The 19008-nt window shown below is 40.6% G+C and carries 11 protein-coding genes and 1 riboswitch; of the genes, 3 read left to right on the top strand and 8 right to left on the bottom strand.

Annotation, left to right across the window (positions count from 1 at the left end; translation table 11 throughout):
- Window positions 1-15: 15 nt before the first annotated feature.
- On the bottom strand, window positions 16-1299 hold the full coding sequence (locus G7B20_RS10890; RefSeq protein ID WP_164111149.1) for an FAD-dependent oxidoreductase: 1284 nt from the start codon (window positions 1297-1299) through the stop codon (window positions 16-18).
- Between the two features lie 139 nt (window positions 1300-1438).
- Here G7B20_RS10890 and G7B20_RS10885 point away from each other — a divergent pair, with 139 nt between their 5' ends.
- Entirely contained in the window at window positions 1439-3109 is a 1671-nt protein-coding gene (locus G7B20_RS10885) for a glutamine--tRNA ligase/YqeY domain fusion protein (RefSeq protein WP_164111147.1), read from the top strand.
- Between the two features lie 42 nt (window positions 3110-3151).
- Here the strand turns inward: G7B20_RS10885 and G7B20_RS10880 are convergent, their stop codons facing one another.
- From G7B20_RS10880 to G7B20_RS10865, 4 genes are all read right to left on the bottom strand, one after another.
- Window positions 3152-6148, bottom strand: coding sequence for a protein O-mannosyl-transferase family (locus G7B20_RS10880; RefSeq protein ID WP_164111145.1), 2997 nt, complete (start codon window positions 6146-6148; stop codon window positions 3152-3154).
- A gap of 189 nt (window positions 6149-6337) precedes the next feature.
- Window positions 6338-7294 carry a methylenetetrahydrofolate reductase gene (locus G7B20_RS10875; RefSeq protein ID WP_164111143.1) on the bottom strand — a complete coding sequence of 319 codons (957 nt, stop codon included), beginning with the start codon at window positions 7292-7294 and terminating at the stop codon, window positions 6338-6340.
- A 50-nt stretch (window positions 7295-7344) separates the two neighbouring features.
- Window positions 7345-7448: riboswitch (SAM riboswitch) on the bottom strand.
- Between the two features lie 50 nt (window positions 7449-7498).
- Window positions 7499-8023 (bottom strand): ribosome maturation factor RimM, encoded by a 525-nt coding sequence (rimM, locus tag G7B20_RS10870; protein ID WP_164111140.1) that lies wholly within the window; start codon window positions 8021-8023, stop codon window positions 7499-7501.
- A 225-nt stretch (window positions 8024-8248) separates the two neighbouring features.
- Entirely contained in the window at window positions 8249-8770 is a 522-nt protein-coding gene (locus G7B20_RS10865) for a 30S ribosomal protein S16 (protein WP_164111138.1), read from the bottom strand.
- Window positions 8771-9026: 256 nt separating this feature from the next.
- Between G7B20_RS10865 and G7B20_RS10860 the strand changes: the two genes are divergently transcribed.
- Together G7B20_RS10860 and G7B20_RS10855 are read left to right on the top strand one after the other, a co-directional pair.
- Window positions 9027-12389, top strand: a complete 3363-nt coding sequence (locus G7B20_RS10860; RefSeq protein ID WP_164111136.1) for a UvrD-helicase domain-containing protein — start codon at window positions 9027-9029, stop codon at window positions 12387-12389.
- 48 nt (window positions 12390-12437) lie between these two features.
- Window positions 12438-15323 carry a PD-(D/E)XK nuclease family protein gene (locus G7B20_RS10855; protein ID WP_164111134.1) on the top strand — a complete coding sequence of 962 codons (2886 nt, stop codon included), beginning with the start codon at window positions 12438-12440 and terminating at the stop codon, window positions 15321-15323.
- 22 nt (window positions 15324-15345) lie between these two features.
- Here the strand turns inward: G7B20_RS10855 and G7B20_RS10850 are convergent, their stop codons facing one another.
- The 3 genes from G7B20_RS10850 to gldM form a co-directional block, all read right to left on the bottom strand.
- Window positions 15346-16218, bottom strand: a complete 873-nt coding sequence (locus G7B20_RS10850; RefSeq protein ID WP_164111132.1) for a cupin-like domain-containing protein — start codon at window positions 16216-16218, stop codon at window positions 15346-15348.
- A 154-nt stretch (window positions 16219-16372) separates the two neighbouring features.
- Entirely contained in the window at window positions 16373-17425 is a 1053-nt protein-coding gene (gldN, locus tag G7B20_RS10845; RefSeq protein WP_164111130.1) for a gliding motility protein GldN, read from the bottom strand.
- A 19-nt stretch (window positions 17426-17444) separates the two neighbouring features.
- Complete coding sequence (gene gldM / locus G7B20_RS10840; RefSeq protein ID WP_164111128.1) at window positions 17445-18968, bottom strand: gliding motility protein GldM; 1524 nt, start codon at window positions 18966-18968, stop codon at window positions 17445-17447.
- Window positions 18969-19008: the final 40 nt, after the last annotated feature.

Here is a 19008-nt window from a genome sequence, read left to right as displayed (position 1 = left end):
AGGCATCAATCGAACCTATCGCAATATCTTACCCTCTGCATTAACTGCTTTAACATAAGGATCTGCATACCTATCCACCAGCACTGCAAATTCGTATCGGGTCACCATATGACTCGGATCATAGTCCCCTTCAAACTTCAACTTTCTAGACCATTCCTTTTCTACTTCGCGATCCACCTCGTCCCCTCTAAAAGACACATACTTGATTAAGGTTAAAAGATCCTTTAGTTCAAAATATTCTTTTGAGCTATTATCAACGAACCATAATTGACTACGCGAATACAAACTATTAAAGACATCTTTGACCTCTTTGAGTCCCACAAATCCCTCTCCCCCAAATACAAGCTCATTTCCGTTGTTTTTCAACGGCAACAGAGACACCAAAAAAATCTTCTGTAAACACCTGTAGTTGTTATCGGAAGAAGTAATATCCAAAAACGGTAAGATACGACTATCAAAAGCAAATAATTCCGTTTGCAGCTTCCTTACATCCACCTTACCAGCATCCGTTTTAAAGAAAGCACAGTAAGCCGCCGAGGCACCGATCGCTTGCCCCAAATTAGCCCGTAAAGGCAAACTATTATCATCTAGCACTACCTGAACAAGACTATTAACATAGAACACATTAGAAACACTTCTAGAAAACAGATTACCCCAAGTATAACCATACACAACCCCTCCATGCTCACCTATTGCGACCAAAGTTCGACGCTGTTCATCTGTCATTTCAGATACGGCCAAAATCCGCGAAGGCTTCGCAAACAGATCTGTAGAAACAAGAAACTTCCGAGACTCTGCCTCCAAACTAGCATCTACCATGGCTCGCACAGCATACTTTCGTTTGTTCGACAGCGTCACAGTTAAGTCCTTCTTTCCCTTTGATAAATTTAAGATTTTAAGCCCGGTTAAGAGCGTAAGATTCTTCTGCTTGCTGACCATCCGTTCTAAAGCATTCCGTAACAATCTTGGATTCACATCTCTTTGAAAGGCTGCAACGGTAGAATCATCTTTTACCTTAAGCTGCCCTGTTTCTATTAACAAGTCCTTCCACACGCCACCCAACAGTTCCTCGTTCGAAGTAACGGATAGCGGTCTGCTGCTCAAGTCTTCTAGGTAGCTATCCTGATCACACACCCACAGCGTAGGTACATTTGACCGTGCCGCCTGTAATGCAGCGGCAAAAGCCTCCATGTTACTCCCATACACCAATAAGGCAGGTTTCACCTCTTTGGCCATTGCAGGAAGCAGCCCCTGCAACAATAATAGCAATCCAATAATCGTAACATTTAACTTTGTCATACCCTAAAATACATAAAACTTATCTAAAAAACTGAAGCTGTTTACGCAAAAAAGAAACGAAGCGTATTTTTGTTTTTTTTTTTGAATAGGCATCTCCATCAATGCTAAAATTTAACGCTTTATTAAGTAACTTTGCTACATGATAGAGGAAGATAAATCACTAAATTTTATTGAAGAAATTGTCGAAGAGGATCTTCGCAATGGAACCCATGATGGTCGTGTTTTAACACGTTTCCCTCCTGAACCCAATGGTTACCTACACATTGGTCATGCTAAGTCCATTTGTTTAAATTTTGGATTAGCACAGAAATACAAGGGTAAGACAAATCTACGTTTTGATGACACCAACCCTGTTACCGAAGACGTCGAATACGTTGAAAGCATAAAAAAAGACATACAGTGGTTAGGATTTCAATGGGCCGAAGAGCTTTATACTTCCGATTACTTCGAAACGCTATATCAATATGCTGTAACATTAATCAAACATGATCTGGCTTATGTTGATGATAGTACAGCTGAAGAAATTGCCGCAGCCAAAGGAACACCGACAGAACCTGGCGTACCTACACCGTACCGCAGCAGGTCTATTGAGGAAAATATAACGCTTTTCCAAGAGATGCGTGACGGCAAATATAAAGATGGTGAAAAGGTATTAAGAGCCAAAATAGATCTTGCAAATCCTAATATGCATTTGCGTGATCCTTTATTGTACCGTATCAAACATGCGCACCATCACCGTACTGGTGACAAATGGTGTATTTACCCGATGTACGATTTTGCTCACGGACAATCTGACTCTATTGAAAAAATAACCCATTCTGTATGTACATTAGAGTTTATTCCTCACCGTCCGTTGTATGATTGGTTAATTGAAAAGCTAGAGATTTTCCCTTCGCATCAGTACGAATTTGCACGCCTCAACATGACGTACACCGTGATGAGCAAGCGCAAACTATTACAGCTAGTTACTGAAGGACACGTCGAAAGTTGGGACGACCCACGGATGCCTACCATTTCAGGATTCCGCAGAAGAGGTTATACACCTGCCAGTATCCGCAACTTCTGCGAACGCATCGGTGTACAAAAGCGGGAAAACATGATTGATGTAAGTCTCTTGGAGTTCTGTATCCGTGAGGATCTGAATAAAACTGCATGGCGTAGAATGGCCGTTCTAGACCCTATCAAAATGGTGATCACCAACTATCCCGATGGACAGGTAGAAGAACTACATGGTGAAAACAACCCCGAAGTAGAAGGAGGAGAAGGAAGTAGAATGATTCCGTTTTCAAAGGAACTTTGGATCGAGCGCGAAGATTTCATGGAAGAACCACCTAAAAAATTCTTCCGTTTAGGACCTGGACTATCTGTCCGACTTAAGCATGGGTATATTGTGGAGTGCCATGATTTCAAAAAAGATGAAAATGGACAAGTCACAGAGATACATTGTACCTATATTCCCAACTCCAAATCCGGTGAAGACACTTCCGGATTAAAAGTAAAAGGAACTATACATTGGGTTTCTGTAGCACATGCAAAAAAAGCAGAAGTTAGATTGTATGATCGCTTATTCCAAGTCGAAAACCCTGCAGCAGAAGAAGATTTCAAAGCATCTATCAATAAAGAAAGCTTGCACATCATCGAAAATGCATATATTGAGCCCGATCTGAACTACGCAATTCCAGGAAAGGGATATCAATTTATACGTATGGGATATTTTACCCTTGACACAAAATCGACCCCAGATCACTTAGTATTCAACCGTACGGTAACGCTAAAAGACTCTTGGGCCAAAGAGGTCAAAAAAGGATAATAATAAAAAAAGGAAGCTTGATCAAGCTTCCTTTTTTTATTGTTACAATTCCTTGTAACGTTGTTCTATCCCATGAACCCGCGCAATCAAATCCGCATTCTTCGCATTGTGCACGACTCGCTTGAAGCTTTCCAACGATTCTACAGCCAATCGCATATTCCTTACATCAAATGTACTAAGCTTATCTCCCACGCTTTCGTAATATCGCAATTGCTCATCAATATACTTCAAACTATTGTTTGCTAAAATAGATGCCCGCTCCTGTTCTTCCACTTTGAAAAGTGTGTCCACCACTATCACATTATCATATACGTGCTCCATATTTACTATTTTCCTTGGCATTTTTTCGTAAGCCAACAGCGCGACATCCTTGCCTTGTTTCATATCCCCTTCCTGAAGCAACGTATCCAAGGCCAACCGAACAGTTTCACCAAACAGATACCGATTTGCAAAAGAACGGTAATCTTGATCAAAATGTTTCATTTGTGCTATATTACCCCACCGAAAATTCTCCGTAATATTTTTGTACAAGGTATCTGTATTCACCAAGGAGATCTGACTATCCGGCTGTTGTGCTTCTATAGGCATTAGACGATATACTAACCCTTCATTTACTAAATACCGATCCAATCCCATAAAATTATCCGAGGATAACATATTTGCAAAATATATAGGTCTTTCCCACCTATTATTCACTAATATAGCCATCATCGCAAGTTCAGCACGAGACACATACTCTTTATTATAAGTCCATTGCATTGTTTCAGGAATAGCATTCTCCCAACTCTTGGGCACGACCTTATTCCGAATTACCGCCTCTCGATCTATTTTTAGCCGTATTTTCTTTGTCGGCAAAAAATTTACAAATTCCCCGTTTTGTAAGGGTAGTTGGTTATTCTGATTATCCGACAGCATAATATCAAGCAATGTATCTACATCCACATGCCCCTCTATCCCCATATCATGCACATACATCACATCCCGAATACCTTTATCAATCTTTTTAGCATCGATTTGGATCGGTGCAGCCTCAGCACGGTTTATACCTTTCATCGTTTGTTTCACGTACCAGTCCGACTGTAAATAACTCAAATTCACGATTCGCACATCTGGCCGAACTCCCTCTACTTCTTGTAGGTACCACAGCGGAAACGTGTCATTATCCGCATACGTAAACAAGATCGCATTCTCTTCGCAAGATTGCAGGTAGTTGTAGGCCATATCTCTGGTCCATTCCCTATCGGACCGATTATGATCATCCCAATTTTCAGAAACTAACAAAACAGGTACCGCCACCGTAGCTAACGAAAAAGCAGTGATCGCTGCTCTCTTAATTGATAAGTAGCGCTTCAGTAGATCCGTCAGGGCTAATACACCAAGGCCGATCCAAACCGAGAACATATAAAAAGAACCCGCATAAGCATAATCCCGTTCACGCGGTTGCATCGGCGTCTGATTCAGGTAAAGAACTATTGCTATACCCGTAAAAAAAAATAACAATGCCACAACAAGAGCATCCCGCTTACTTCGTTTGATATGCCACAACAGCCCCATTATCCCTAAAATAAAAGGCGCAAAGAAATAAACATTACGCGAGGGGTCAGCCTTCATTGCATCAGAGAGTTTAGACTGCCCTGCCAAAAACATATTGTCTATCGGTGTGATGCCCGACAGCCAATTACCAGAAATATCACCACTGTGTCCCTGCTCATCATTCTGTCTACCTACAAAATTCCACATAAAGTAACGTAGATACATGTGATTAAGCTGGTACGAAAAGAAAAACTTCAGATTATCCCCAAAAGAAGGTGCTACACCTTTATCTAATCCAAGGTAATAACTATAAATATCAGCATGTTTATCACTATATAAACGAGGAAAAAGCATTTCCTTATCGTATTTGTACGAGCTACTGCTCGCTACCTGACGATATTTGCCATTCCCTTCCCAATAGGAATGTGATTTTTCCAGTCCAACCACATTGGCGTCAAAAGAAGGCCCTTTAAATAATGGTTCAGACTGGTACTGTTCACGACTTAGGTACCCCAGAAAAGAAAACACATTATCTGGAGACCCATTGTTCAGCGAAATATTCGTTTGCGAACGAATCAAAAGCATTGCATATGAACTAAAACCAAAAAACACAAAACAAACCGCTAATAATGAAAGCTGGAGAATTGGCCTAGCTTTCTTCTTAGCATAAATAATCCCGGAAATTAAACCTCCTACCAGACACAGGATAAAAAATATAATCCCAGATCCAAATCCCATTCCAAGACTATTTACGAAGAATAGATCTGTATAAGCAGCTATCTTAACCGAATATTGGATAACGCCCCACAAAACAAATGCAAGTAACGCTATTCCCACACCGATCGTCTTAAGCGTCCCCTGCCAATTAACCTGTTTTGCCTTTTTAAAGTACACGATCAAAGCCAGCACTGGAATTGTCAAAAGATTCAATAGATGTACACCAATAGACAATCCGATCACAAAAGCGATCACCAACAACCATTTATTGGCATTTTCCTGATCTACTCTCGACTCCCATTTCAGGATTAACCAAAATACGATGGCCGTACATAGGGACGACATAGCATACACTTCTGATTCTACGGCCGAATACCAAAAACTATCGGTAAAACTATATGCCAAAGCTCCTACAGCTCCCGCACCCAGTATTTGAAAACTAGCCATATCAGTCGACTCCTTTCCACTGGAAAGAAGCACCTTTTTTGATAGCGCGGTGATCGTCCAGAATAAAAAAACAATAGTAAGTCCGCTACATACCGCAGACCCCACATTCATCCAAAAAGCAACTTTCGAGACATTACCCATTGCCAGATTCGAAAAAAGGTTTTGAATAAGAAGAAACAATGGGGCGCCTGGCTGATGAACGACCTGTAGCTTATAGGCCGAGGCAATGAACTCCCCCGTATCCCACCAGCTATTAAACCGATCGGCCGTAGCGATATAAACCGCTGCGGCCACGAGACCACATAGCCAGCCGATCAAGTTATTTGCTTTGTTATAAGTCATCCGTGCATTAATTTAGATTATCAGTAAATAAATCTACATAACACGCTTCATAACAACCAATTGTTAACAAATTTTAACACAAATACAACGAAGCGAAGCAATCTACCCCCTGATAGGATAGATTGCTTCGCTCTTCAAATACAAACATATAAAATTAACAATCAACCATTGATCAATAATCCTTAACATTTACGCTAACTGTTCGACAATCCGCTTTGTGGGCCCAGGGCTGCTCATCGTATAAAAATGTAATACTGGAGCACCAAAATCGATCAATTCCCGACACATATTCACCATCCACTCCTGACTGACCTGATGCACATCTACATTAGTCTTACATGCATCCACAGCATCACTCAACTCTTCTGGAATATCCAAATGAAATATCTTAGGCAAAGCTATCAGCTGCTTCTTTGAAGTCAAGGGCTTCAATCCTGGAATAATAGGCACATGAATACCATTGTCCCTACATTTAAGGACAAACTCTTTGTACTTATCAATATTATAGAACATCTGGGTCACGATAAATTCTGCTCCCATCTCCACTTTTTTCTTTAACCATTTGAAGTCCGTATTAAAGTTCGGCGACTCAAAGTGCTTTTCAGGATAGCCAGCTACACCAATACAAAAGTCCGTCTGTTCCGAGCTCTCTACATCTTCATGCAGGTAATGCCCCCCATTCATATCCTTTACTTGCTGTAATAGATCCGTAGCATAAGCATGTCCACCTGGCGTAGGAATGAAATCAGCGTCTCCCCTACGGGCATCTCCCCGTAACACCAAAACGTTGTCAATACCCAAGAAATTTAGATCTATCAATGCATTCTCTGTTTCCTCTTTGGTAAAACCACCACAGATAAGATGAGGTACAGCATCCACCTTATATTTATTCATTATTGCGGCGCATATCGCTACCGTTCCAGGGCGTTTACGATAGGCAACACGCTCTAACAAACCATTAGCATGTTCCTTATACAGGTAATCCTCCCGGTGATAAGTCACATCAATAAAAGGAGGGTTAAATTCCATTAACTCATCCATTGTATTAAAAATACTTTGGATCCCTTTGCCCTTAGCAGGCGGAAGAAGTTCAAACGAGAACAAAGTCTTCCCATCAGCCTGTTTAATATGGTCGATAATCTTCATACAATTGTTTTTAGGCTAAGAGAAAGCACACAAAGACCTTGTGATTCTGCAGCTTATCTTTTCCGCCAACTGGTGGATAGAATGTAGCACCTTGAACAGCGTCAGGTTGCTAAGGCTTCTTCGGGTCTATTCCCTCGGCCTTTCTCTATAAGCTCTGCTAATATCGGTGTTAAAAGTGGAAAGTAAAAATGAAAAAGTAAAAAATTACTCTTTGTACAGATCGACCAATCCCTCAGGAAGCTCTACTTCAATGATTTCTTCATCGGGATCAATCCCTAGAATCAAATCATCGGAGAGTGGAAACATCAATTCTTTACCATCGATATCTACCGTAGCTATAAACTGCTGCGGCATCTCCTGCACTTCAATAATTTCTCCGAGTTCACCATGCTCTTCGTCAATGACCAAGTACCCCACTAAATCTGTATACCGGAAATCATCTGGATCCCGTTCCGGCATCTTATCATTCGGCAGGTACATTTTTTTACGGACCAACACCTGCGCTTTATCAATATGATCTACATCTTCAAATGTAGCATATGCGGTACTGTTGTTATGAAGCTTGATCTGATCCACAAAATAAGGAACCAACTTCTTATTCACCTCTAAAAAGATAATCTCGAAGTCCAGTTCATTATAATCCTCAAATTCAAAAAACAATTGCACCTCCCCTTTGAGTCCTCTGGTTTTACTTACATATCCGATGTAAAAGCTTTCTTCTATGGTCATTCTATCAAATTAAAAGTCAAAAATAAAAATTAAAAAAGAAAAACTTTCATGATTCCAATGAATCATCAACGGAGATGAAAGTTCTTGATGGCCTATGGTCCGAACGAAGCGAGCTCATTGACTCCTTAAAAAACATGAAATGATCAATAAAATATACAGCTTCAGAAAAAAATGGTCGGCCCATAATATGAACCGACCATTTTTCTTTGAATACTTTATGAAAGATTAACCTTCAGTTTCTTCTGTGTTTTCAGCAGTTTCAGTTACTTCTTCAGCAACTTCTTCTACTGGTGCATTTTTTGCAGCTACAGCGGCAGCTTTTTCTTCTTTTTTCTTAGCCTCAGCTACTAAAGCTGCTTTTTTAGCTTCTTCTTTAGCATTTGCAAGACCAGATTTTTTACCTTCAATCTTAGCAGTGTTACCTTCAGCCCAGTTCGTAAAAAGCTCTTCAGCTTTAGCCTCATCAAAAGCTCCTTTTTTCACACCACCTTGCAAGTGTTTTTTGTACAACACACCTTTGTAAGAAAGGATAGCACGTGCTGTGTCTGTAGGTTGAGCACCTTTGTTCATCCAATCTAAAGCTTTTTCGAAATCTAAAACGATAGTTGCTGGATTAGTGTTTGGGTTGTAAGAACCTAAACGCTCGATGAATTTACCATCACGTGGTGCACGTGAGTCTGCTACTACTACGTGGTAAAAAGGTTTTCCTTTTTTACCATGTCTTTGCAATCTGATTTTAGTTGCCATGTTTAATTATTATTTATGTATTCAACATATCCCCCGTACTGTATGTAAGAGGGGACGCAAAGATAACAATAAAAAGTAAAAAATAAAAACCGAGCTTGCGAGTTCAACGAAGTTAATTAAAAAGACAAACTGATTTTTAATCACTTAATACTGCTATAGGCAAAAAGTCTACCCTCCAAAATAATTAGCTTATAGCCTATTGCTTATCGCTTAAAGTCTCTTTTGAATTTCCCATTTTTAATTTTTACTTTGTAGGATGAACAATGTCGCTCCTCTCCGAATTCTTAAAGCATCTGCCGGTTCTGGTAAGACTTTCAGTCTCACCCTCCATTACCTATCCCTATTACTGGTCAATGAAAACAGCTATCGTGAGATTTTAGCCGTTACCTTTACCAATAAAGCTACGGCAGAGATGAAAGAACGTATTCTCTCTGTGTTACAAGGTTTGGCAATCGGTGATAACAGCGGAAAAATAAAAAGTTTCAGAGATTTGTTAATTGAACAGAATCCAAGCTGGAACGCAGCCTCACTTCAACAAAAAGCACACCGTGTATATCGAAAAATCTTACACGACTATAGCCACTTTACCATCAGTACGATTGATGGATTCTCTCAGAAGGTAATCCGGTCGTTTACTTACGAATTGAACCTTGATGCGGGTTATAAGATCGAAATGAACACCAATAAGGTGAAGGCCGATCTAACCATCATGCTCAATCAGTTATTAGATGAACGACCAGATCTATTGGATTGGATTATTGGTTATGCAGAAAAAAAAATCAGTAATAACGAGAATTGGAATTACAGAAATCAACTTGCACAGTTAGCGGGTTTAATTTTTTCCGAAAATTTTCAGGAGTTCGATGGTGCTCTGGTATCGGCAGATACCAACCAGGTATTCAATCTGCTTAACACAGAGGTCATAGACAAGACCCAATCCTATCTAGATGCTGTCAGCCACACGATAACATCTTTTCAAGATACCTATCGAACATTGCAGATCCAAGCGGATAACATGAAGGGCAAATCCCGCAACAAATTGGTCTCAGCGTACAAGGTATCCCCTCGTGTCCATAAGCTCTCCTTATCAGACCTCGACAAAGTCATGGAACGATTTATAGCACTTATTGACAATGAAGAAGCATTTACGGATGTAAATAAAAACGTACAGCACGATTACATACACGCATTTCAACCTGTATTACAACAGTTTATAGAACTCCAAAACCTGACACCTATATACATCGCTTATCAGGCCGTTCAAGGCAACTTATATTACCTCCGACTGCTAAAAGAAATGTCTGACCTTTTAAGCATCTGGCGCAAAGAAAATGCTGCGCAGTTGATTTCAGATTCACAGATTCTATTAAACAAGCTGGGGCTTGACAACAACAACGATCCGACCTTTATTTGGGAAAAAATAGGTAATCGCTACAATTACTTCCTGTTTGATGAGTTTCAGGACACTTCCCGGATTCAATGGAAAAACTATAGTCCGCTATTATTGAATGCACTTGGTAATACGGAAGGAAAGCAACATGAACACCTTATTGTCGGAGATGTCAAACAAAGTATTTACCGCTGGCGTAACGGCGATTGGCGGATCCTATTGCAGCAAGTAGAAGATCAAGTCAGCAACTCATTTCATCTATCCGAAATAACAAAGAAAACTTTTATCGAGAATGGTATACTAGATACCAATTACAGAAGTCTTCCTAATATCATTCGGTTCAACAACTATGTGTACGAACAAATTCCAAGACATCTACAGCAGGTACTGAATGACAAAATCTCCGACGAACTCTCTGACGAAGGGCTACGTTGGTGGCGTAATGAACAGAATGACAGCATGCTCATTCGAGCCTATGAAAACAGCAGTCAGCTCATTCCTGAACAAAAAAGTAACACCCCCGCAGAACAAGGCTCTATCGAGATTGATTATCTCCCCGTCAACGATGGCCGATTCAGGGCCAATCAGGTATTAGAGCAAGCGACGGATAATCTCTGTCAAAAGATAGGCGAATGGATTACCTCAAAAAGATATAAGGCCAAACAAATTGGCATATTAGTTCGAAGCAATGCACAGGCCATGCTCGTCATCCAGAAATTAATGGAATACAAGAATGTACACGAGCTGTCTTTTGATGTTATTTCAGGAGATGCGCTAGCTTTAGCATCAAATGACGCCGTAATCTTGCTGACAGAAACACTAAAAGCATTTGTCCATAACTCAGATCTGCATATCATTCATCATGCCCGTATAGCCTATCTATATCAGTTAATCCAGACCGGACAAGCCTTTGATTCTACAGTATGGCTGCAGTTCAAGGCTAATGACATTCAATCGTTGGACGGAATACTGCCAGAACAACTCCTCACAAACTGGGGGGCATGGCAAAAACTCCCCCTCATCCACTTGGTAGAGAAGCTTATAGAGATCTATGGTTTCACTTCCGAGAACAATATACACCTACCGTATATCCTTACTTTTAAGGATGTAGTGGGCAACTTTACGTCCAGTGGAGAAAGAGGAATCACGCAATTCCTTGATTTTTGGGAAGAGGATGGCAACAGAGTAGTCCTCCCATCCAGTGGCAAAATCAATGCTATTGAAGTGACCACAATACATAAGTCCAAAGGACTAGCTTATGATGTCGTCATGATCCCTTTCTGTGCTTGGGGAATTGATGGTATGCTCAATGGCGACTTTTGGATCAATACCGAAAACTCTCCCTTTGCACAACTGGGTAAAATACCGATCAAATACAACAGTAATATCGGTCGTTCAATTTTTTACAAGCAGTACTATGAAGAAATGTTATTTAACTACATGGATGCGCTCAACACCCTTTACGTAGCTACCACACGCGCCGTCGAACATCTCTATATTACAGCTCCAGGCTTTAAAGAAGTGGTAGATAAAAAGACTGGTGCGATTACCGGGTTAGACATTAAAAATGAACTGATCTCAGATGTGTTGTACCAAGTGCTGGAATATAACGGTGCTCCATTTCAACTGCAAGAAGGTCGCATAAAAATAGACCAGATTATTACAAAAACCACCGAGTCTATTCCTGTTAGCGATACAGCTTCTTCCATTGCTTTAAAAAGCTACCCCATCTCCAAAGCACTGGAAACAGCATTAAGCAAATCAAGCCGAAGGACCATCAATACCATCCTCATGATGGAAAAAGCCTCGCAATATGGCATACTAGCACACGAGATAATGGCGGAAGCCTCTAAAGAAAGTGATATAGCCCGCATTATAGCACGATACATAGATGAAGGTGTGCTTGCTCTTGAAAACAAGGAAATTTTAGAAAAGGAAATCCACCAGATCTGGCATCATCCCCAAATCCACCCTTGGCTCATCGGCAACCATAAAATTTGGAATGAATCAGCTATAATTACTTCCGATGGAAGAACCTTAAGACCCGATAAAGTTTTTACCAATACCGAAGAAACCATCGTATTGGACTTCAAATTCACCAGTGACAACTATATCGAGCATAAAACACAAGTAGACCAGTATATGAAAGCACTTCAAAATCTAGGTTACAAACAAGTCAAGGGCTATTTGTATTATGCCAAAATAAATGAGCTCCTCGAAGTCAAGTAGGTAAAGTAATATCTCAATACTCATATCTTATATCTCAATACTATAAACATGGTTCCATTTTTAAAAATAGTCGCCGAAGATATTCAGAAGCGTTTCGGTAATGACCTTTCTGAAATAGCTATTGTTTTTAACAATAAGCGTCCCATTACCTACCTGAAGAAACATCTCGCAGACACTTACAGGCAAGCGATCTGGTCCCCTCAGTTCTTTACTATTCAGGAATTCTTTGCGCTTTCGTCCAACGCTGAACAAGTTAGTCAACTGACACAATTTTTCTACCTCTTTGAGTTGCACAACGAACTTCTAGAGCAAGAAGGATTGACACCTGAATCACTGGAAGAATTTTATCCCATTGCAGAAATCATCTTAAGTGACTTTAGTCAATTGGACTACGATCTGGTCAATATTGATCATATTTTCATGGAATTATACGACACCAGTCGTATTGATATCGAATTTCAACACCTAACAACCGAACAACAAAACTTTATCCGGCAGTTTTGGCAATCTTTCAATATGGCAGGCCATACCGGAGTGCAGCAACGTTTCTTAAAACTTTGGAAACGACTACCTGTACTTTATAAGAATTTCAAAACCAAGCTACAGTCTCTGAAACAGAGCAATTTTCCTACAATTTATCGCAATCTTGTAGAGCGGACTACGGACAATCCTGATTTCTTAGCTTCGTATAAAAAGATTCTATTTGTAGGATTCAATGCTTTGAACAATGCAGAAGCGCAACTATTCAAACGTTGGCAAGAAGAAGATCGTGCATTATTCTACTTTGATACAGACACTTATTATCTAGAGGACACGCAACAGGAAGCCGGATTATTTATTCGCCGTAATATTTTTCAAACGGGGTTAATAAACGCTATCAAAGATAGCGGCAATTCTATTGGAAACCGAAAAGACGCCGTCCATCTTTATGCTTCGACGGGAAAAGTAAGCCAGACAAAGCTGCTTCATCAGATCCTCTTAGAGCAAGATCTGGAAGGCAAGAGCGCTGCTATACTATTAGCGGACGAAACACTATTAGTCCCTCTACTGCAAAGTCTTCCCGATATAAAAGTAAATATTACAACTGGGTTTCCCTTGACACAATCGCCAATATTCGGTGTACTAAGTCTTTGGATGGACGTCCATGAAGATATTTCGCATCTCAAAAAGAACAAGATACCCTACCAATATCTAGAGAGCTTTCTCAACAACCCTATGACTAGGATTTCAGCACAGGAAAAAAAATCCTGTCAGGAATTTGTGACGGAAAAACAACTATTTGAGATCGGATTAGAAGACATACAAATAAGCAGCAGCTCACTCCCCCATTTTTTCAGGCCATTAAACCAACCAAAGGATGTTATCCCTACGCTCATCCATATCTTAGACAACCTACTGCTTTCCTTAGCGCTAGATAGCCAGATTAAACAAATCGATGCCAACCTCTTAATAGAGACAAAAAAAGTGCTCCATCAATTACATCTGGGATTTTCAAAAATACCACAGCTGAGCATTGTCTTCCAGATAGGTCTGATCCGAAAAGCCATCGTTACGATCAATTCTGCTATAGAAGGAGATCCATTAGATGGATTACAGATCATGGGATTATTGGAAAGCCGTTGTCTTAACTTCGACCATGTTTATATTCTTGGTGCAAATGAGGGTATTTTACCAAAAACATCAGCCGGTGTAACATTTCTACCAAACAATTTACGCCGGGCTTATGGACTGCCTATTTTAGAAAATCAGGACGCCTTGACCGCATACCTCTTCTACAGGCATTTTCAGTATAGTGAAAATATCCGCATTTTTTACAATAGCATAGTCGATGAGAGCAGCTCCGGGGAGGAAAGCCGTTTTATCCGCCAATTGGAGTTTGAAAGTCAGTTTCAATTTGCGAAGCACCAGCAGCAACAGAACATTCAGTTTCCTTCCGCTTCACCAGAACTAATCATCCCAAAAACGGAGGCTATATGGGACAAGATGTACAACACTTTCGTACGAAACAAACGTCGAATATCAGCTACCGCTCTGACCACCTATCTGGCTTCACCGCTGCAGTTCTTCTTAAAACATGTAGCCGAAATAAAAGAACCACCTGCTATATCACAGGAATTTGAAATGAACCGTCTTGGCACTGTGATTCACGAAGTGATGGAGAAAATCCTCTTTCCCTACAAAGGTATAGCGGCATTTACGTCTACCAACGAATTAAAAGAGAAAATAGGGACTATTGAATCCTTGGTCTTAAAGGAAATTGGAAATCAATACCACAGCACCTTCAAATCTGTGGAGGAACTCAATAGCCTCCAAACGATCATGCACAAGATAGGGTGTGAATACGTCAAGATGTACCTGCAATACGATATAGACCATTATCAATCTTTCCGTATTGTTGAATTAGAAAATGATCAAGACTATACGATCGATTTCGAGATTAGCATTAACGATCGGCCTGAGGCAGTAGCATTGTTTGGAATTATTGACCGTGTCGACCAGGTAGTTACAGATTTAGGAGAGGTCAAAACACGTATCGTCGATTACAAAACAGGAGCAGATGCTGTCAAATTCTCCAGCATGGAAAAGGTATTGTCTGCTAATACGGAAAACAAAGCCTTAGTGCAGACACTTTTCTATACGCATGTATTTGAGCAGGTCACTGGTCACCGAGGATTGGAACCCCATTTATATGTAGCACGTAAGATGCGTGACGAAGGCACCTTGTTTTACGGCAGTTATGGCACATTAATGGAAGGGGATTTTTTGGCCGAACAAAAGGCAAATTTTGTAGATTTCTTAAGAATGACACTGGAAGAGATCTTTAATCCAAATGTTCCGTTCCGACACAATCCAGATGCACATATATACCCCTCAGATCCCTATACACTTTTCTATCGGAATGCAGTCCGTATAAACGAAGAAAGCGAGCTCTAACAACGAACTCGCTTTCCATCTATTAATTCATCTTGAGGCGCTTCATCGCTCGCTCAGCCCGACGTGTAGCGATCTGTACTTTATAATCCAACCACTTATCCTTAAATATTTTACGCATAGTATCGTCAAAGTGGCGTGTTATAAATAGATTTCGCGCACCCTTTAATTTCTCTCCTAAGGAATTCGCTAGTGCACGAACGGATATAGAATAACCTTCTGTCTCATACTGAATATAATGCCACCAGCCTGCTGGCATATAACAGGTTTCGCCCGGACCGATCACCGCTTCGTAACCGTCCAACAATCTCAAAGCCGGATAATCGTCGGTACTGCTGTGCTTCAAATTGGCAATACTATGAAAATTATAAGGCAATTTGTACATTAAATCCGATTGATCATTGGGGAACAACCAAATCCGCTTATATCCCTGAAACTGAGAGATGAACACGTGCGACATATCGATATCAAAGTGATTTCGCGTTGCAGATCCTTCACCTCCAAAAAACATATAAGGTAGACCTTGTATTACCTTCCCCCCAGTCACATCGTTATAAACGACATCCTTTTTTAATTCAGGCCTGATTTTCAAAAGGTTGAATAAAAAAAGACGAAGCTCCGTCGGTTCTGCACTGATTTTATCTAGGTACTCCGCAAACGTCATTTTACCCACCGGAGGACTTGCCGCATAGTTTTGACTTTCCTCCTCTTTACCATAAACATTTATCTTTTCGCTTCCAGCTACTTCTTTGAAATAGTCATAGCTCCATTTAGACCAGCATGCACTATCTTTGCTTATAAAGTCCTTAATGATTACAGGTTGTCCCTTATTGAGGTAATCTCTCACAAAATCCTTTGGAGCGATTCCCGATATTTTATCGACAGATTGTAGTTTCACAAGATTTCTAGTTTATTTCCTTCTATACTATAAAGTAACAAAAACGGATATTTTTAAAAAAAATATTTCCACACTTTTAATGCCATCATTGATTTTTCCCGTCTTTATTTAGAAACAATCTAAGCATCAAGGTGTAGAAATAGTGATTATTTTATTAATAAGACCACAGGTCTTGCTCCCAATCCATGATTACTTTTTTAATACGCTCAGATTCAAACAATCGCTCAATATCGTCTTGTATGTAATCTTTAATACGCATATCCTCCGGATTGTCCTGTTTTACTATATAACTGGAAAACAGGCGTTTGATAAAAATATCATCATAACTCAACCCTGTAGCGGCATTATGTCTATTCATTGCTTCCTTATTCACGAATACATGTCGTGCCTCTGGAAAATAGATCCAAAATGCCGGTGTAGCATCCACTACCGGTCCAAATGGATCTGTAGCCGGCAATGCCGGAACATTTTCTGGAGTAGTCGAGTTTTCGTTAGCAGTATTATTAACCGCACCTTCTGGCTTCACGGCAAATGGATCAAACGGGTCAGAGCTATCTGCTGCATTTTTTACAGCTCCCTGCTGTACGGCATTTTCCATACCGGGAACCTGCGGTGTAATAAGCGGCGCAATACCTACGATACGGGGTTCAAAGACCGATCGCTGTTTATCAAAGATCCAATCTTCCTTAATCCGAAATTTCAGCACATTTTCGCCGCTAAACGCACGATTCTCGTACTTAGAGCTAATAACCTCGTTGTTTTCGTTAAACTGCTCTACCAATACACTATCTCCACCCAAACGAGCCATTACCTGATCTATAGGTAAGATCTGCATGAGTTCAAAATTATCACCCGTAGGGTTATCAGCCGTCGGCGTAGGATCATATGCTGTCAGCTCTCCTGCTTGGATTGCTTTGACGATAATGTCCATCAGACGCGCTTTAGGTGATGCAAAGATCTGATTCATCTTCTCCCGAAGATCAAGCTCTCTCCACACACGCTTCCGATAGAACACATCCGTCTGTCGGATTGGTGCATAATCAATTACCTTTCGGTTTTCGATATCCGTATTTTTATAATACCCATCGATAGGCGGTTGATCCGTCTTGCTGCGAACAGGCTTTGTGCTATTCGATAGGTTAGAGTCTTGCGCCAAACCGGCAAAAGCTATACCTATACAGGCTATCGATAAAACTATCTTCTTCATAATAGTACTTATTATGCTACTAATTTGTCACTTGGAAAGTAATTGGCTCCAAGTTTTGTGCCATACCATCCGGCCCAACACCAACTATATCGTAAATCATTACTACAGAGCCTGATTTTATACCGCTCAATCCCGACTTCATCTGCGCACTGAAATCATTGCCACCAGATGAGTACGGGCCGATTGGATCTACCCGAGGTATAGCTATATACATGCTAAACTTAGTTACTCTAAATTTAGCATCAAAATCAAAATTATCCAACGCCGCTGATACAACCGTCTGCCCTCTCAATTGGGCCGCCGAAATACGCCCTCCAGTCTTGCCTCCTACCCGTGCCGTTGGTTTTGGAATACGTTTCACACGAAACTTCGATGTCCCTAGATTCTGTGTCTTACCGTCTACTGTCGCGGTCACATTCAAAGAAACATCACCAGGAGACGAAACCCTTGCAATATATTTAGCATCTCCTTTTGCAGTTAAATTTACGCCAGAACCCGAAACTTTTAAACTTTCAACAGGTACTCCTGGGGCAGATATTGATATCGGGTTGTCTACTCCAATATACAATACGTTCATCGCGTCAGGCGAAACCACAGCCGAAGGCTTAGAAACCTGAAATGTCATCGGTTCTGTCTCGTAAGTTTTCACCGTACCATCCGTCTGCTGTACACGGATAGATCCACGCCAAGTGTGCGTACCTACACCCGGAGTTAATGAATACGTACCTTGTCCATCGACAACGGGAATGGACGAACCATTTACCGATATCTGTGGGCTTGATTTCGAGTCATAAGCCGTCAAAAACACTTTCGCGGTATAAGGCTGGCCTGCAATAAGATAAGAAGTAGGTGCTACCGCTACAGCAGCAAACTTATCCAAGTTAACAACTGCTTGGTCCATCTTACCAAAGATATGTTTCACTACTGCCGACTCTGCATTTTTAGCATCGGCATTTATTTTATCTAATGCCGTAATGGCTGCTGTCAATGGAATACCACTACCAAAATTCACGTCCTCCCAGCTTCTCTTAATCCCACCTCTGGGTGCCGGATCTTCTGCCGACAACGCAAAACTCACCTCGTTATTTGTCAGCTTCTTCAATTTATCTGACGTACTATTGATTAAATCCCGAAGCTGCTTTCCTCTTCCTTCATTAATCATCACACGATACGAAATATCTGTACTACTGCGAAATTTTACATCACCTGTCTCTTCGTCCATTCCTCCTCCCTGTGAAGAAAGAGTTTGGTTATATTCCGTCAGCTTAGCAGTCAACTGAGCTATCAATTTTTGTGCCTCTTCAGCTTTTGTTAATAACGGTTGAGCACGTTCTGGGTTCTCTTTCATTTTTGTCTCGCGAAAAGCCAAAAACATATTATCAATACCGGTCTGTGTATTCTGTGTAGATGTATTTAAACTATTACCTAGATTTCGGAACGCATCCAAAATAGAATCCGATACATTCAGCGCCACTAAACCTAATAGCACTAAGTATAGGATGCCGATCATCCGTTGTCTAGGTGTCTCCTTATGTCCTGCCATAATCTTTAATTTTCCTTAAATCCCCATTTAATTTAAGTGA

Origin of the sequence: Sphingobacterium sp. xlx-96, assembly GCF_011007365.1 — a bacterium.
Taxonomy (GTDB): domain Bacteria; phylum Bacteroidota; class Bacteroidia; order Sphingobacteriales; family Sphingobacteriaceae; genus Sphingobacterium; species Sphingobacterium luzhongxinii.
Note: the sequence above shows the minus strand (reverse complement) of the source record. Positions and strands in the feature narration are given on the sequence as shown.

Bases quoted from the DNA above. Each gene is read 5' to 3' on its own strand.
- rimM (WP_164111140.1), bottom strand. From the start codon at position 8,023: ATGACCATAGAAGAAAGCTTTTACATCGGATATGTAAGTAAAACCAGA.
- gldM (WP_164111128.1), bottom strand. From the start codon at position 18,968: ATGGCAGGACATAAGGAGACACCTAGACAACGGATGATCGGCATCCTA.
- G7B20_RS10885 (WP_164111147.1), top strand. From the start codon at position 1,439: ATGATAGAGGAAGATAAATCACTAAATTTTATTGAAGAAATTGTCGAA.
- G7B20_RS10875 (WP_164111143.1), bottom strand. From the start codon at position 7,294: ATGAAGATTATCGACCATATTAAACAGGCTGATGGGAAGACTTTGTTC.
- G7B20_RS10865 (WP_164111138.1), bottom strand. From the start codon at position 8,770: ATGGCAACTAAAATCAGATTGCAAAGACATGGTAAAAAAGGAAAACCT.
- G7B20_RS10880 (WP_164111145.1), bottom strand. From the start codon at position 6,148: ATGACTTATAACAAAGCAAATAACTTGATCGGCTGGCTATGTGGTCTC.
- G7B20_RS10860 (WP_164111136.1), top strand. From the start codon at position 9,027: ATGAACAATGTCGCTCCTCTCCGAATTCTTAAAGCATCTGCCGGTTCT.
- gldN (WP_164111130.1), bottom strand. From the start codon at position 17,425: ATGAAGAAGATAGTTTTATCGATAGCCTGTATAGGTATAGCTTTTGCC.
- G7B20_RS10855 (WP_164111134.1), top strand. From the start codon at position 12,438: ATGGTTCCATTTTTAAAAATAGTCGCCGAAGATATTCAGAAGCGTTTC.
- G7B20_RS10890 (WP_164111149.1), bottom strand. From the start codon at position 1,299: ATGACAAAGTTAAATGTTACGATTATTGGATTGCTATTATTGTTGCAG.